We start from the raw sequence: 13,115 nt of genomic DNA on the forward strand, positions 1-13,115 counted from the left end.
GCGTGCCGGCCCGCGCGCCGGTTCGGCCTTGGCGCCGCGCGTCGAATCCTGCCAGTTTCGCAATCCGGGGACCGCGCGGCGGGGCGGCAGAGGACCCGCAGGGAGGAACGGATGAAAGTCAACCAAGGCGGCAAGACCCCGCGGCACATCACCGCCGCCGAGGCCGCGGCGCTGGTCAAGTCCGGCGACTGGCTCGACTATGGCGCGATCACGACGCAGCCCGACGCCTTCGACGCCGCGCTTGCGGCCCGCGCGGCGGACCTGCGCGACGTCGGCATCCGGAACTGCCTGTCGGTCCGCCCGCGCGCCGTGCTGGAGGCCGACCCGAAGGGCGAGCACTTCCATTGGGTCAGCCTGCATTTCTCGGGCTACGACCGGAAGAAGCACGATGCCGGCATCAGCCACTACATGCCGGTCAACCTCGGCGAGATCCCGGACTACTACCGTCGCTTCATCGACCCCATCGACATCGCCGTCCTGCAGACGCGGCCGATGGACGCGGACGGGATGTTCAACTTCGGCGGCTCGAACCTCTGGCACCGCACGGTTGTCGAGCGCGCGCGCGTCGTGATCGTCGAGACCAACCCCAACATCCCGCTCGGCCACGGCGAGCAGAACGGCGTGCACGCGAGCGAGGTGGATTTCGTCATCGAAGGCGACGGGGCGCCGCTCGCCGAGTTGCCGAATGCCGCGCCGACCGAGGCCGACCGCGCGGTCGGCCGCCTGATCGCGGGCGAGATCGAGGACGGCGCCTGCCTTCAGATCGGCATCGGCGGCATGCCGAACGCTGTCTGCTCGCTGCTGCTCGACAGCGGCCAGAAGGACCTCGGCATCCACACCGAGATGCTGACCGACGGGCTGGCGGCGCTCTACCGCGCCGGACGCGTGACCAACACGCGCAAGCAGCTGCACCCGGGCAAGTGCGTCTATTCCTTCGCGCTCGGCACCAAGGCGCTCTACGACACGATCGACGGCAATCCCGACTTCCACTGCCTGCCGGTCGAGGACACCAACATGCCGCATATCATCATGCGGAACGACAAGGTCGTCGCGATCAACAACACCACGCAGATCGACCTGCAGGGCCAGGCGGCCTCGGAATCCGATGGCCACCGGCACATCAGCGGCACCGGCGGACAGCTGCAGTTCGTGCGCGGCGCCTATGCCTCGACGGGTGGGAAGTCGTTCATCTGCCTGTCCTCGACCTACGACAAGCGAGGCGAGCGGCGCAGCCGCATCGTGCTGAACCTTACGCCCGGCAACGTCGTGACGACGCCGCGGTCGGACATGATGTACGTCGTGACCGAGTACGGCATCGTGAACCTCAAGGGGAAGTCGGTGTCCGAGCGGGCGAAGGCGCTGATAGGCCTCGCGCATCCGGATTTTCGCGACCTGCTGCACCGCCAGGCGCGGGAGCATGGGCTGATCCCGCGCGGGCACTGACGACGGCGCGGGGCGTCCTGCGGCCGGGGCGACATCCGATCAGGTGGAACCATCCGGCCGGACGCCGACCTGGGTTCCGCCCGCCTTCAGCCGGACGACCTCCGCCTCCAGCGCCGCGATCCGCGCCTCCCGCGCCGCGATCGCGGCCGCCACATCCTCCGCCTCGAAGCGCTGCGGGATGTGCTGCGGGCAGTTCGCGTCCCAGGCGGTCACGCGGATCACGATCGCCTGCTCGGCGCGCGCCTCCGTCCCCGCCGGCACCAGCATCGCGAGCAGCGCCGGGTCGTCCGCGACCACGCGCGCCTCGCCCCAGATCTTCACGCGGCGGCGGTTCGCGTAGTCCATCAGGAACAGCTGCACGCGCGGGTTCTCCGAGAGGTTGCCGAGCGTGACGTATTGCCGGTTCCCGGAAAGGTCCGCGAAGGCCAGCGTCTCGGCGTCGAGCACGCGGAGGAACCCTGGCGGCCCGCCGCGGTGCTGGATGTAGGGCTGGCCGTCGGCGCTGGCGCTGGCCAGGAACAGGCTGCGCTGCGCGGCGATGAAGGCGGCGAGGTCGGGCGTCACCTCGGTCCGCCAGCCGCCGCGGCGCTCCATCCTCGCATAGCCCTCGCGCGATCCGCGGGCGGACTGGATGGCCTTGACGGCGGGGGAGAAGGCGACGTCGCTCGGCGTGGCGTGGGGCATGGCGGGTCTCCGGCGCGCGTTCGATACGGGTGGTCGAGGAACCGGGGGCAGTAGGGAACTTCGCCCCCCGTACCCCCCCACAGCCCTTTCTGGCACTTGGCGCCCACCTTTCAGGAACAGCGCCAAGGACAAAAAAAGGGAGGGCGAGCGGGGGAGGTTCTCCTCCCCCGCCCTATCGCCTCACGCCGCGCGGGCGACGGGCGGGAAGTCCACCGCCGTCCCGGCCACCTCGTTGACGTAGTTCGTCAGCGTGTTCAGCGCGACATGCGCGACGATCTCGAGGATCTCGGCATCGGACCAGCCGGCGAGGCGCACGGCGGCCAGGTCGGCCTCGCCGATCCGCCCGCGCGCCTCGGTCACCGCGACGGCGAAGCGCACTGCCGCATCGGCCTTGCGGTCGTTCGACCGCCCGGCGCGGTTCGCCGCGATCTCGGCGGCGTCAAGCTTCGCGACCCGCGCGCCGATGAAGGAATGCGCCGCGAGGCAGTAGCCGCAGCCGTTGAATTCCGCGACCGCGAGCGCGATCCGTTCCCGCGTGGCTGCGTCGAGCGCGCCCTTCGCGAGTTCCCCCGACAGGCCGAGATACCCGCCGAGCGCCGCCGGGCTGGTCGCGAGCAGGCGGAACAGGTTCGGCACCGAGCCGAGCGACTTCTGCACGCCGTCGAGCAGCGGGCGGGCAGCGGCCGGCGCAGCGGCAACGGTGGCGGGGGTGGGGATGCGGGACATGGCGTGTCTCCTGGAAGGCCGGGCGGGGGATCCACCCTGTGACCCGGACCATGCGCCGCTGTGCCGTTCGTGATAATTCGCTTTCCTGGCAAGATATTGCTGCCAATAATGCAATAATGACCGATCGCTTCGACGCCATGACCACCTTTGTCGCGGTCGCCGATGCCAAAGGCTTCGCCCCGGCCGCCCGGCGCCTCGGTCTGTCGCCCTCCGCCGTCACGCGGCTGGTGGCGGGGCTGGAGGATAGGCTCGGCCTCCGGCTGCTGCAGCGGACCACGCGGCGCGTCGCGCTGACCGATGCGGGGGCGCGCTTCCTGATGCGGGCGCGGCGGATCCTTGCCGATGTGCGGGAAGCCGAGGACAGCGCGGCGGCCGAGCGCGCCACGCCGTCCGGCCACCTGGTGGTGGCCGCGCCCGTCACCTTTGGGCGGTTGCATGCCGGGCCGCTGGTCTGCGAGTTCCTGAACCGCCATCCCGAGGTCACCGGCGAACTCACGTTGTCCGACCGCAACATCGACCTGCTGGAGGACGGCGTGGACGTCGCCATCCGCATCGGCGCGCTGGCCGACAGCACGCTGGTCGCGCGGCGGGCGGGGGAAACGCGGCGCATCTGGGTCGCGGCACCCGACTACCTCGCGCGCCTGGGCACTCCGCGGGCGCCCGAGGATCTCGATCGCCATCGCCTGATCCACTGCACGCCGCTCGGCGCCGAGCGCGCCTGGACCTTCCACCGCGGAGCCGCCGCCGAGACGCGCGCCATCGCGCCGCGCTACGCGACGAACAGCGTCGATGCGGCGCTCTGGCACGCCGGGCAGGGCGGCGGCATCACGACCGCGCTGTTCTACCAGGCGGAGGAGGCGCTGCGCGCCGGGCGGCTCGTCGCGGTGCTGGCGGGCTTCGAGCCGGCGCCGCTGCCGATCCACTTCGTGTACCCCTCGGCGCGGCTGCTCTCGGCCAAGGTGCGGGCGCTGGTGGACCTGGCGCTCGCGACGCGCGACTGGCGCTTCACGGGCGCTTCGCCACCGCCTCCACCTCGATCAGCGCGCCCCGCACCAGCGCCGTGACGCCGATGCAGGTCCGCACCGGCCGCCCGCCAGGCGGCAGGGCCGCGGCATAGGCCGCGTTCATCGCCGCGTAGTCACGCTCGAAGGCGCTGAGGTAGACGCGCACCGAGACCAGGTGCTCGAGCCCAAGGCCGAGCGCGCCCAGCGCGCGCGCCAGGTTGCCCATCGTGCGCGTGGTCTGCGCGGCGATGCCCCCGGGCAGCGGTGCCGCGGGGTCGTCGAGGTCGCGCGGGAACTGCCCGGTCAGGAAGACGAAGCCATCCGCCTCCACCGCGTGGGAGGACGGCGAGACCGAGGGCGGGAAGCCGGCCAGCAGGTGGTGCGTCAGGCCGCTCATTCCTGACGCACGAAGGTCTCACCTTCGTGCCCCTCAAACGCCGGGCGGGCCGCATCCGCGGCCCTTGGCTCCGCCGAACAATCGGCGGGCCTCAGTCGCGGCCTCGGCCCTTCAGGCCGCAAGTCGGAACTTTGTGCGCCCGGTATCATTCCTCGCGCTTCGCCCCGTCGAGCAGCGCCTTCCGGCGTTCCTGGGCACGCGCGTCGTTCGCCTTGCCCGCCTTGGTGCGGCCGTGCTTCGCGCGGTTGGCGGCGGCCTCGGTCGCGGCGTCCTGCTTCGCGCGCGCCTTGCGGGCCTTGTTGAGGTTGACGATCTCGACCATGGGCCGAGGATACGCCCGCTTCATCCCAGGGGAAACGCCCATGCCCATGATCTCGCTGACCGCCGCCGACGGCCACCGCCTGACCGCCTACCGCGCCGGGCCCCAGGACGCCCCGCGCGCGCTGGTCGTGGCGCAGGAGATCTTCGGCGTGAACCGCCACATCCGCAGCGTCTGCGACCGCTTCGCCGCCGAGGGCTTCGCCGTGATCGCGCCGGCGCTGTTCGACCGCGTGGGTCCGGGGATCGAGCTCGGCTACGAGGCGGCCGACGTCGCGCAGGGGCGCGAGTTGCGCGGGAAGATCGACGCGGGGCTGACCGTGCTCGACATCCTGGCCGCCGCCGCGGCCCTCCCGCGCGCGGCCAGGCGCGGCATCGTCGGCTATTGCTGGGGCGGCACCGTCGCCTGGCACGGCGCGACCCGCACCAGCGCCTTCGCCGCGTCCTCCGGCTGGTACGGCGGCGGCATCGCAGCGGCGAAGGAGGAAGCCGCGCGCTGCCCGGTGCAGTTGCATTTCGGGGAAACCGACGCCTCCATCCCGATGACGGACGTGGCGGCGATCCGCGCCGCGCAGCCCGGCGTCGAGGTGCATGTCTATGGCGGCGGCCACGGCTTCGGCTGCGACGAGCGCGGGTCCTATGTCGAGGCGGACTACGCGCTGGCGCAGAAGCGCACGCTGGAATTCTTCGCGAAGCACCTCTGATGCCTGGCGCACGAAGGTTTCACCTCCGCGCGCCTCAAACGCCGGGCGGGCCGCATCCGCGGCCCTTGGCTTCGCCGGACAACCGGCGGGCCGCAGTCGCGGCCTCGGCCCTTCGGCCCGCAAGTCGGAACTTCGTGCGCTTGGCATGATACCGGCGGTCGAACGCTTCGACCGCTGGCATGATGGCGGCCGGCGGTGACGCCTTCGGCGGTCAGGCATGATGCGCGGGGCCGGCAACCGCCCGCTCGGCCTCCAATCCCCGCCCCGCCCCGCGCCGGGGCGGGGCGGTCAGCCGCCGAACGGAAGGGACGGCAGGGGGTTCGGGGGCGGCTCCCCTCCCCCCGCCCATTCCATCCCGGGGTCGAGCGGCCAGATCGGCCGCGGTACCTGGCGCCACGGCACGCGGTCCAGCACCACCGTGGTCAGGCCCGGCACATCCACCTCGAGGATCCGGTCGGGCGTGAAGGCCTCGTCGAACCCCGCGCGGAAATGGCCGCGCGACTTCACAACCAGGCTCCGCTCGCGCGCCGGATCGACGCCGAGCGCCCCGAGCATCGCGGGCTCGCACAATTGGCGCCGGTTGGTCGCGACCGCGACGCGCAGCCCGCCGATGCGCAGCAGCGCCATGGGCCCGAGGTCGATCCGCTGCCCGGCGTAGATGCCGCGCCGGCCGGTGATCTGCCCGTCGTGCAGCGCCTCGACCACCGCCTCGGCCTCGAAGCGGTGCGAGAGCGGATGCGTCTCGGCCCGGTTGAAGCGGGCGGCGAAGCGCGCGCCCTCCCCCAGAAGATGCGCCTCGGCGGCGAGCTCGGGGTCGTTGAACAGGCCGAGCACCGCGCCCTCGACGCCGGCGGCGTGGAACGCCTCCAGGATCCAGACGGTGTTGCCGCGGCCGCCGCCGCCCGGGTTGTCCGCGACATCGGCCAGCAGCAGCGGCGCGGCGGCGGGGTCCTGACCGACCGCCCGGGCGCGGCGCACCGCCTCGGCCAGCGGCGTCAGATTCGCGACCCACCGCCCGCGGGAGGACCAGATGAAGCGCGCGACCTCGGCCGCCACCGCCTGTGCGCGCGCCGGGTCGGTGCGCGTCGCGACGACGACCGAGAGCCCGTTCTTCGGCGTGTCGCCGAGCGAGAAGCCCGCGGAGATCGACACGTTCATCACCTCGTGGTCAAGGAAGCCGCGGCCGAAGGCGATCGCATCCGCATAGGGGCCGGACGCCGTGTTCTGGCTGGTGGCCGGCGGGATCATCGGCAGCTTCACGAAGGCGCTGCGCGGGCGGAGCCCGCCCAGCATCGCGCGCAATCCGGCCGCGGCCTCGGCGCCGCGCTCGGCCATGTCGACATGCGGGTTGGTCACGAAGGCGACCAGCAGGTCGGCATTGCCCACCATGGCGCGGGAGACGTTGGCATGCAGGTCGAGCGTCGCGACCACGGGCACCTCGGGCCCGACGATGGCGCGGATGCGGGCCAGCAGCACGCCGTCCGGGTCCACCTCGACCGTCGCGGTGGCGGCGCCGTGCAGGGACAGGAACACGCCATCCAGCGGCAGCGCGGCGCGCAGCCCGTCCTCGATGCGGGCGAGGATCTCGTCGAAGACCTCCTGCTCGACCGGGCCGGAGGCGCCGGCGGCGGCGGCCAGCAGCGGCACCGGCGTCCAGGCGCGGCCGGCATCCATGGCGCGCACGAAGCCGGCGAGCGCGACCGGCGCGCGCGGCGCCGGGCGCGCGAGGTCGGCGGCCAGCGCCGCGCCCTCGAGCCAGCAGGTCGCCTCGAACTCCGCACGCGTGGCGGGCGGCGCGTGGCCGTTGCTTTCCAGCATGAAGGCGCCGACCGCGATGCGGGGGGCGCGCGTCATTCCTCCGGCACCTCGCGCACCGGGGCCGGCTGCGCCGGGTGGCGCTCCTCCTGCCGGTCGATGACCAGCTTCTGGTGCGGATACGGAATCTCGATGCCGAGCTCGTCGAAGCGGCGCTTGATGCGGCGGTTCAGCTCACGCGAGACCGACCAGCGCTGCGACGGCTCGGTCTTGAGCCGCACGCGGATGATGACGCCGGAATCCGCCAGGCGCTCGACACCCATGATGTCGAGGTCGTCGCGGATCGTCGGGCGCCACTTCGCGTCCTCGCGCATCTCGGCGGCGATCACCTTCAGCACCTCGGTCACACGGTCGGTGTCCTCCCCGTAGGCGACCGAGACGTCCATCACGGCGAAGGCGAAGTCGCGCGTCATGTTCGTCACCGTGGTGACGGCGCTGAAGGGAATGATGTGCAGGCTGCCGTCCATCGCGCGCAGCTTGATCGAGCGGATCGACATCTGCTCCACCACGCCCGCCAGGCCGCTGACCTGCACCACGTCGCCCACCGCCATCGCGTCCTCGAACAGCAGGAAGGCGCCGGTGATGACGTCGCGCACCAGCGTCTGGGACCCGAAGCCGATCGCGATGCCGACGACGCCGGCACCGGCGATCAGGGGCGCCACGTTCACGCCGATCTCGGTCAGGATGATCAGCCCGACCACGACGACCATCATGATCATGAGGATGGTGCGCAGCATCGGCAGCAGGGTGCGCACGCGCGCACTCCGGGCCGCCTTGGCGTCCCGGGACAGCTTCTCGAGGTGGCGCTGGATGGCGGCGTTCGCCGCCTCCCAGGCCGCGAGCGCGACCAGGATGCTGAGCCCCATGGAGGCGAGCGAGCCGAGCAGCCGCCCGCCGAGCTGCCCGTGCGCGAACCAGGCGAAGGCGTCGAGGCCCCAGACCTCGAGCACGATGAGCAGCGCGGCGGCGCCGATCACGGCCGAGATCGCGCCCTTCAGGATCGGCAGGTAGCGGTTCGCCCGCGCCTCGAGCGCCGGATAGCGCCGCGCGAGGTCCGGCGTGATGCGGAAGGCGCGCACCAGCGTGCGCCGGATCGCGATGTCGGCGAGCTTGGCCAGGCCGAGCGTCACAAGCGTCAGCAGCGAGACGCGCGACAGGCGCCAGAAGCCGCCCTGCACCTCCAGCGCCCAGACGCCCCAGGCGGCGACCAGCCAGGCGATGGCGACCAGGTGCCAGATGTCGGCCAGGCGGTTGCGAAGTCCGTTCAGCAGCCGCCGCGCGGGTTCGAGCGACGCGCCGTCCGCCAGTTCGTTGGCGCGCAGCGCCTCCGACACGTGGCCGCGGTTCTGCAGGATGATGATGATGAGGAACAGCGTGACGAGCCCGAGGCAGACGCGCAGGATCGAATCATAGGCGCCCCAGGGCAGGCCGAATTGCAGCCCGGCCTCGGCGCTGGCGTAGCCGGCGACGAGGACGAAGGTGATGCGGCGCAGCCAGATCGTGATGTAGGCCGCCGTCTCGTCCGCGACGGGCGCGAGCCGCAGCATGGGGGAGGCCGGCGACAGCGCCATGCGGGACGCGACCATCACCGCGCGCGACGCCATGTAGGCGTTGTTGACGGTGAGCAGCACGAGTTCCGTCGTCGGCAGGGGCCGCAGGGCGCCGATCAGGCCGTAGGAGACGATGGCGAAGGCCGCGATCGGCACGAGATCGAGCCCGAGCCGCCCGATCACCAGCGGCACGCGGCGCAGCCGGGAGAACATCTCGCCGGCCGGCGGCGCCCGCGAATCGAGCGCGTCCCGCGCGCGGGTCAGCAGCCGGGTCGCGCCCCATTCCGCCAGCAGGCCGAGGCCGAGCACCAGCAGCAGGCGCCACGACGCGTCGATCACCCGGTACTGGGTGACCGGGTCCCGCGCCAGGGTGGACAGCCAGTTGAAGAAGGATGGCAGGTCGGCAACCGCCCGGGCCGCGGCGATGGCCTGGTCCGACAGCACGGACAACCGCTGGGACGCACCCTGGAGGAGCTGCGCGCCGAGCGTGTTGGGCGCGAGAAGCTGCGTTTCCGGCGGCGCGGCGGACGGGGCGGCCGGGGTGCCGTCGGCGAGCGCGGCGGCGCCATTGGCCGGGGCGGGGGATGCCGCCGGGGCAGGCGCCGCCGGGGCAGGTTCGGCCGGGCGCGCCGGCGCGGGGGCCGCTGCGCCGGCGGGCGTCGTGGCCGGCGTCCCGGCGGCGGCTCCGGCCGCGGTCAGCGCCTGGAGCGTGCGGATCAGGTCCGCCCGGCGGGCGTCGTCCTGCAACAGGCGCAGCAGGCGCTCGGCCTCGGTCGCGGGCACTGGCCCGGCCGCGGGCTCGCGCTGCGGCGCCTGGGCCTGGCCGGGCTGGCGCGGCGCGGCGCGGGGCGGCTGGGTGCCCGGCGCGCGCGCGCCGGGCGCCGGCGCGGCAGCCGGCGCGGGCGGCGGCGCGACCGGGGCGGGCGCGGTGCTCTCGGCCGGCAGCGGTTCCGGCGCCTCGACCGGGACGGTCTGGGCCGAGAGGCCGGCCGCCGCGGCCAGCGACAGCACGCAGCAGAGGGCGAAGACGATCCGGCGGGCCAATGTCATGCCGGCAGGGACCCCATCCGGGGGGCGGAGGTCAACCCGTCAAACCGAGGTTGCCGATGCGGCGCACGAGGTCCAGCATTGCAGCGCAGCATGACACCCTCCCCTTCCGTCTGGATCGTGATGCTCGCCCTGCTCGGCACGCATCTGGCCGGGATGGGCGTGTTCCTGGCCGTGCCCGTGCTGGCGCCGGCCATCGCGGCCGAGGTCGGCATCCCCGCGGCGCTGGCCGGCGTGCATACCGCGCTCGTCTATGCCGGGGCGCTGGTCTCGGGGCCGCTCGCGGGCGCCTTCATCCGGCGCTACGGCGGCATCCGGGTGCTGCAGGCGGGGCTCGTGGTCTGCGGCGCGGCGGTCGCGGTGGCTGCGCTCGGGCATCCGGCGGCGCTGGCGCTCTCGGCGCTGCTCGGCGGGCTCGGACATGGGCCGGTCACGCCGGCGGGCAGCCACCTGCTGGCGCAGAAGGCACCGCCCAACCGCCGGGCGCTCATCTTCAGCCTGAAGCAATGCGGGGTGCCGGCGGGCGCCATGCTGATCGCGGCCGCGACTCCGGCCATCGCCGCGGCCTTCGGCTGGCGGGCGGGAGTGCTGGCAGTGGCGGCCTTCCTCGCCGCCTCGGCGCTGGTGCTCCAGCCGTTGCGCGGCCCGCTGGATGCCGAGCGCGACCGGGCCGCGAGCCTCGGCAACCTGCGCGCCGCCTGGGGGAGCGCGGTCGGCAGCCTCGCCATCCTGCGCCACCACCCGGTGCTGCGGCGGCTCACCTTCACGGGCGCGCTCTATGGCATCTCGCAGTTCTGCTTCTCCTCCTTCTTCGTGGTGTTCCAGGTGGAGGCGCTGGGCGTGCCGCTGACCGAGGCGGGGCTGCGCCTCGCGCTGGCGCAGGCGGCGGGCGTCGCGGGGCGGGTGGCCTGGGGGCTACTCGCGGACCGGGTGGGCGCGGCGCCGGTGCTGCGGGGCCTCGGCCTCGGCGCGGCGGCGGCGGGGATCGCGCTGCTGCTGGCCGGTCCTGGCTCGCCGGGCCTCGTCGTGGCGCTGGCCGGCATGGCGATGGGCGCGACCGCCATCGGCTGGAACGGCGTGTTCCTGGCCGAGACCGCGCGCCTCGCGCCCGAAGGCCAGGTGGGGGCCGCGACGGCCGCGGTCGGCTTCGTCTTCGGCGCCTGCATGCTGGTGGGCCCGCCACTGTTCACCCTGATGGTGCAGGCGACCGGCGGCTATGCGCTGGGCTTCGGCTTCTGCGTGGTGACGGCGCTGGCCGGCGCGGCGCTGCTCCGCGGCATCGGGGGTGTTGCGAAACCCTGATTCCGGGCTAGTTGGCACGCATGACGACGATCCTCACGGTCCTGGTCGGCATCACGATGCTGGCAACGCTCGGCGTCCTGCTCGCGGGCGTCCTCGGCATGGCGGGCGGCCAGGGGAACAGCGCGCGGTCGCAACGGCTGATGCGCTGGCGCATCGTCCTGCAGTTCGTGGCACTGGCGCTGTTCGCCCTGCTGCTGCTGCTCCTGAAGCGTTAGGGGCGAACTTGCCCCGCCCCGGCGCGCCCCGTATTTTCCGCGCGCTCAGTCCAAGCCCCCGGCGCGCGGCCAGCCCGCGCGCCAGAACCAGAAGGCACACGGTCGAACGATGAAGGTCCTCGTCCCCGTCAAGCGGGTGGTCGACTACAACGTCAAGGTCCGCGTGAAGGCGGACGGGACGGGTGTCGAGACGGCGAACGTCAAGATGTCCATGAACCCCTTCGACGAGATCGCGGTCGAGGAAGCCGTGCGTCTCAAGGAGAAGGGCGTGGCGACCGAGATCGTCGCGATCTCCGCCGGTCCTGCCGCCTGCCAGGAGCAGATCCGCACCGCGCTCGCCATGGGCGCAGACCGCGGCATCCTGGTCGAGCATGACGGCGTGCTCGAACCCCTCGCGGTCGCCAAGATCCTGAAGGCGATCGTCGCGAAGGAGGCCCCGCAGCTCGTCATCCTCGGCAAGCAGGCGATCGACGACGACATGAACGCGACCGGCCAGATGCTGGCCGCGCTGCTCGGCTGGGGCCAGGGCACCTTCGCCTCCAAGGTCGAGAAGGATGGCGAGAGCCTGCGCGTGACGCGCGAGGTCGATGGCGGCCTCGAGACCGTCTCGCTGAAGCTGCCGGCGATCGTGACGACCGACCTGCGGCTCAACGAGCCGCGCTACGCGTCGCTGCCCAACATCATGAAGGCGCGCAAGAAGCCGATCGAGACGGTGAAGCCCGCCGACCTCGGCGTGGACGTCACGCCGCGGCTGACGGTGCTGAAGGTGGAGGAGCCGCCGAAGCGCCAGGCGGGCAAGAAGGTGGCCTCGGTCCAGGAGCTGGTCGAGAAGCTGCGTGCAGAAGCGAAGGTGATCTGACCATGCCCGTGCTCGTTCTGGCCGACCACAAGGATGGCGGCGTCACCCAGCCCACGCGCAGCACGGTCGCGGCCGCGCAGGCGCTGGGCGACGTGCATGTGCTCGTGGCCGGCGAAGGCGCCGGTGCCGCCGCTACGGCGGCAGCCAGGCTGCCGGGTGTCGCGAAGGTGCTGACCGCAGAGGGCGGCGCCGTGCTGGCCGAGCCGCTGGCCGCGCTGCTGGTCGCGCTGGCGCCCGGGTATTCGCACTTGCTGGCCCCGGCCTCGGCCGCGGGCAAGAACGTGATGCCGCGTGTCGCCGCGCTGCTCGACGTGCAGATCCTGTCCGACATCGCGGGCGTGGTGGACGCCGACACCTTCGTGCGCCCGATCTACGCCGGCAACGCGATGGCGACCGTGAAGTCGGCCGACGCGAAGAAGGTCATCACGGTGCGCGCGGCGTCCTTCGACCCGGTGGCGGCCGAGGGCGGGTCGGCGCCGGTCGAGGCCGCACCCACGGCCGAGGATCCGGGCCTTTCCGCCTTCCTCGGCGCCGAAATCGTGAAGTCCGAGCGCCCGGAACTGACGGCGGCGCGCATCGTCATCTCGGGCGGGCGCGCCATGGCGTCGTCGGAGAACTTCGCCATCATCGAGAAAGTCGCCGACATCCTGGGCGCCGCCGTCGGCGCGTCCCGCGCCGCGGTCGACGCGGGCTATGCGCCGAACGACATGCAGGTCGGGCAGACCGGCAAGATCGTGGCGCCGGACCTCTACATCGCCGTCGGCATCTCGGGCGCGATCCAGCACCTGGCGGGGATGAAAGACAGCAAGGTCATCGTCGCCATCAACAAGGACGAGGAGGCGCCGATCTTCCAGGTCGCCGACTACGGGCTGGTGGCGGACCTGTTCAAGGCAGTGCCGGAACTGGAAGCCGAGTTGTCGAAGTAAGGTCGGGGGAGGGGAACCTCCCCGGGCCCCTTCGCTTCTCTGTGACTCCGCCCTTGATCAGGGCGGAGACACAGAGAAGGTTGAGGGGGGTCCGGGGGGAGAAGTTCTCTTCTCCCCCCGTTTTT

Annotated in this window: 13 protein-coding genes; 7 read left to right on the plus strand and 6 right to left on the minus strand. The window is 72.7% G+C overall.

Annotation, left to right across the window (positions count from 1 at the left end):
- Positions 1-111 precede the first annotated feature (111 nt).
- Positions 112-1,443, plus strand: coding sequence for an acetyl-CoA hydrolase/transferase family protein (locus tag E8M80_RS11280; protein WP_137125797.1), 1,332 nt, complete (start codon positions 112-114; stop codon positions 1,441-1,443).
- A gap of 39 nt (positions 1,444-1,482) precedes the next feature.
- On the opposite strand, the gene E8M80_RS11285 is transcribed toward E8M80_RS11280, so the two are convergent.
- Both E8M80_RS11285 and E8M80_RS11290 read right to left on the minus strand, forming a co-directional pair.
- Positions 1,483-2,127 carry a pyridoxamine 5'-phosphate oxidase family protein gene (locus E8M80_RS11285; RefSeq protein ID WP_137125798.1) on the minus strand — a complete coding sequence of 215 codons (645 nt, stop codon included), beginning with the start codon at positions 2,125-2,127 and terminating at the stop codon, positions 1,483-1,485.
- Between the two features lie 180 nt (positions 2,128-2,307).
- Complete coding sequence (locus E8M80_RS11290; RefSeq protein ID WP_137125799.1) at positions 2,308-2,853, minus strand: carboxymuconolactone decarboxylase family protein; 546 nt, start codon at positions 2,851-2,853, stop codon at positions 2,308-2,310.
- Between the two features lie 116 nt (positions 2,854-2,969).
- On the opposite strand from E8M80_RS11290, the gene E8M80_RS11295 reads away from it, so the two are divergent.
- A complete protein-coding gene (locus tag E8M80_RS11295) occupies positions 2,970-3,917 on the plus strand; it encodes a LysR family transcriptional regulator (RefSeq protein WP_137125800.1) in 948 nt (315 codons plus the stop codon).
- Here the strand turns inward: E8M80_RS11295 and E8M80_RS11300 are convergent.
- Entirely contained in the window at positions 3,859-4,254 is a 396-nt protein-coding gene (locus tag E8M80_RS11300; RefSeq protein WP_170979345.1) for a RidA family protein, read from the minus strand. The genes E8M80_RS11295 and E8M80_RS11300 overlap by 59 nt on opposite strands.
- A 145-nt stretch (positions 4,255-4,399) precedes the next feature.
- Complete coding sequence (locus tag E8M80_RS11305) at positions 4,400-4,576, minus strand: DUF4169 family protein (RefSeq protein ID WP_137125801.1); 177 nt, start codon at positions 4,574-4,576, stop codon at positions 4,400-4,402.
- A 46-nt stretch (positions 4,577-4,622) separates the two neighbouring features.
- Between E8M80_RS11305 and E8M80_RS11310 the strand changes: the two genes are divergently transcribed.
- Positions 4,623-5,276 carry a dienelactone hydrolase family protein gene (locus E8M80_RS11310; RefSeq protein ID WP_370287375.1) on the plus strand — a complete coding sequence of 218 codons (654 nt, stop codon included), beginning with the start codon at positions 4,623-4,625 and terminating at the stop codon, positions 5,274-5,276.
- Between the two features lie 288 nt (positions 5,277-5,564).
- Here the strand turns inward: E8M80_RS11310 and E8M80_RS11315 are convergent, their stop codons facing one another.
- Together E8M80_RS11315 and E8M80_RS11320 are read right to left on the minus strand one after the other, a co-directional pair.
- The gene (locus E8M80_RS11315; RefSeq protein ID WP_137125803.1) at positions 5,565-7,130 is read right to left on the minus strand and encodes a M81 family metallopeptidase; all 1,566 of its coding nucleotides are present in this window, start codon (positions 7,128-7,130) and stop codon (positions 5,565-5,567) included.
- Positions 7,127-9,691: a mechanosensitive ion channel domain-containing protein gene (locus tag E8M80_RS11320; protein WP_137125804.1), complete on the minus strand. Its 2,565-nt coding sequence runs from the start codon at positions 9,689-9,691 to the stop codon at positions 7,127-7,129. The genes E8M80_RS11315 and E8M80_RS11320 overlap by 4 nt, the downstream gene beginning before the upstream one ends.
- 90 nt (positions 9,692-9,781) lie before the next feature.
- Here E8M80_RS11320 and E8M80_RS11325 point away from each other — a divergent pair, with 90 nt between their 5' ends.
- The 4 genes from E8M80_RS11325 (at position 9,782) to E8M80_RS11340 (ending at position 12,990) form a co-directional block, all read left to right on the plus strand.
- Positions 9,782-10,990 (plus strand): MFS transporter, encoded by a 1,209-nt coding sequence (locus tag E8M80_RS11325; RefSeq protein WP_137125805.1) that lies wholly within the window; start codon positions 9,782-9,784, stop codon positions 10,988-10,990.
- A 20-nt stretch (positions 10,991-11,010) separates the two neighbouring features.
- Entirely contained in the window at positions 11,011-11,205 is a 195-nt protein-coding gene (locus tag E8M80_RS11330; protein WP_137125806.1) for a twin transmembrane helix small protein, read from the plus strand.
- A gap of 109 nt (positions 11,206-11,314) precedes the next feature.
- Positions 11,315-12,064, plus strand: coding sequence for an electron transfer flavoprotein subunit beta/FixA family protein (locus E8M80_RS11335; protein WP_137125807.1), 750 nt, complete (start codon positions 11,315-11,317; stop codon positions 12,062-12,064).
- A 2-nt stretch (positions 12,065-12,066) separates the two neighbouring features.
- A complete protein-coding gene (locus E8M80_RS11340) occupies positions 12,067-12,990 on the plus strand; it encodes an electron transfer flavoprotein subunit alpha/FixB family protein (protein ID WP_137125808.1) in 924 nt (307 codons plus the stop codon).
- Positions 12,991-13,115 lie beyond the last annotated feature (125 nt).

The organism is Roseomonas sp. HF4 (genome assembly GCF_005222755.1).
Taxonomy (GTDB): domain Bacteria; phylum Pseudomonadota; class Alphaproteobacteria; order Acetobacterales; family Acetobacteraceae; genus Neoroseomonas.

What these genes read in the sequence shown, in the direction of transcription:
- E8M80_RS11315 (WP_137125803.1), bottom strand. Translation starts at nt 7,130, where the DNA reads ATGACGCGCGCCCCCCGCATCGCGGTCGGCGCCTTCATGCTGGAAAGC.
- E8M80_RS11310 (WP_370287375.1), top strand. Translation starts at nt 4,623, where the DNA reads ATGATCTCGCTGACCGCCGCCGACGGCCACCGCCTGACCGCCTACCGC.
- E8M80_RS11335 (WP_137125807.1), top strand. Translation starts at nt 11,315, where the DNA reads ATGAAGGTCCTCGTCCCCGTCAAGCGGGTGGTCGACTACAACGTCAAG.
- E8M80_RS11295 (WP_137125800.1), top strand. Translation starts at nt 2,970, where the DNA reads ATGACCGATCGCTTCGACGCCATGACCACCTTTGTCGCGGTCGCCGAT.
- E8M80_RS11340 (WP_137125808.1), top strand. Translation starts at nt 12,067, where the DNA reads ATGCCCGTGCTCGTTCTGGCCGACCACAAGGATGGCGGCGTCACCCAG.
- E8M80_RS11305 (WP_137125801.1), bottom strand. Translation starts at nt 4,576, where the DNA reads ATGGTCGAGATCGTCAACCTCAACAAGGCCCGCAAGGCGCGCGCGAAG.
- E8M80_RS11285 (WP_137125798.1), bottom strand. Translation starts at nt 2,127, where the DNA reads ATGCCCCACGCCACGCCGAGCGACGTCGCCTTCTCCCCCGCCGTCAAG.
- E8M80_RS11320 (WP_137125804.1), bottom strand. Translation starts at nt 9,691, where the DNA reads ATGACATTGGCCCGCCGGATCGTCTTCGCCCTCTGCTGCGTGCTGTCG.
- E8M80_RS11280 (WP_137125797.1), top strand. Translation starts at nt 112, where the DNA reads ATGAAAGTCAACCAAGGCGGCAAGACCCCGCGGCACATCACCGCCGCC.
- E8M80_RS11300 (WP_170979345.1), bottom strand. Translation starts at nt 4,254, where the DNA reads ATGAGCGGCCTGACGCACCACCTGCTGGCCGGCTTCCCGCCCTCGGTC.
- E8M80_RS11325 (WP_137125805.1), top strand. Translation starts at nt 9,782, where the DNA reads ATGACACCCTCCCCTTCCGTCTGGATCGTGATGCTCGCCCTGCTCGGC.
- E8M80_RS11290 (WP_137125799.1), bottom strand. Translation starts at nt 2,853, where the DNA reads ATGTCCCGCATCCCCACCCCCGCCACCGTTGCCGCTGCGCCGGCCGCT.
- E8M80_RS11330 (WP_137125806.1), top strand. Translation starts at nt 11,011, where the DNA reads ATGACGACGATCCTCACGGTCCTGGTCGGCATCACGATGCTGGCAACG.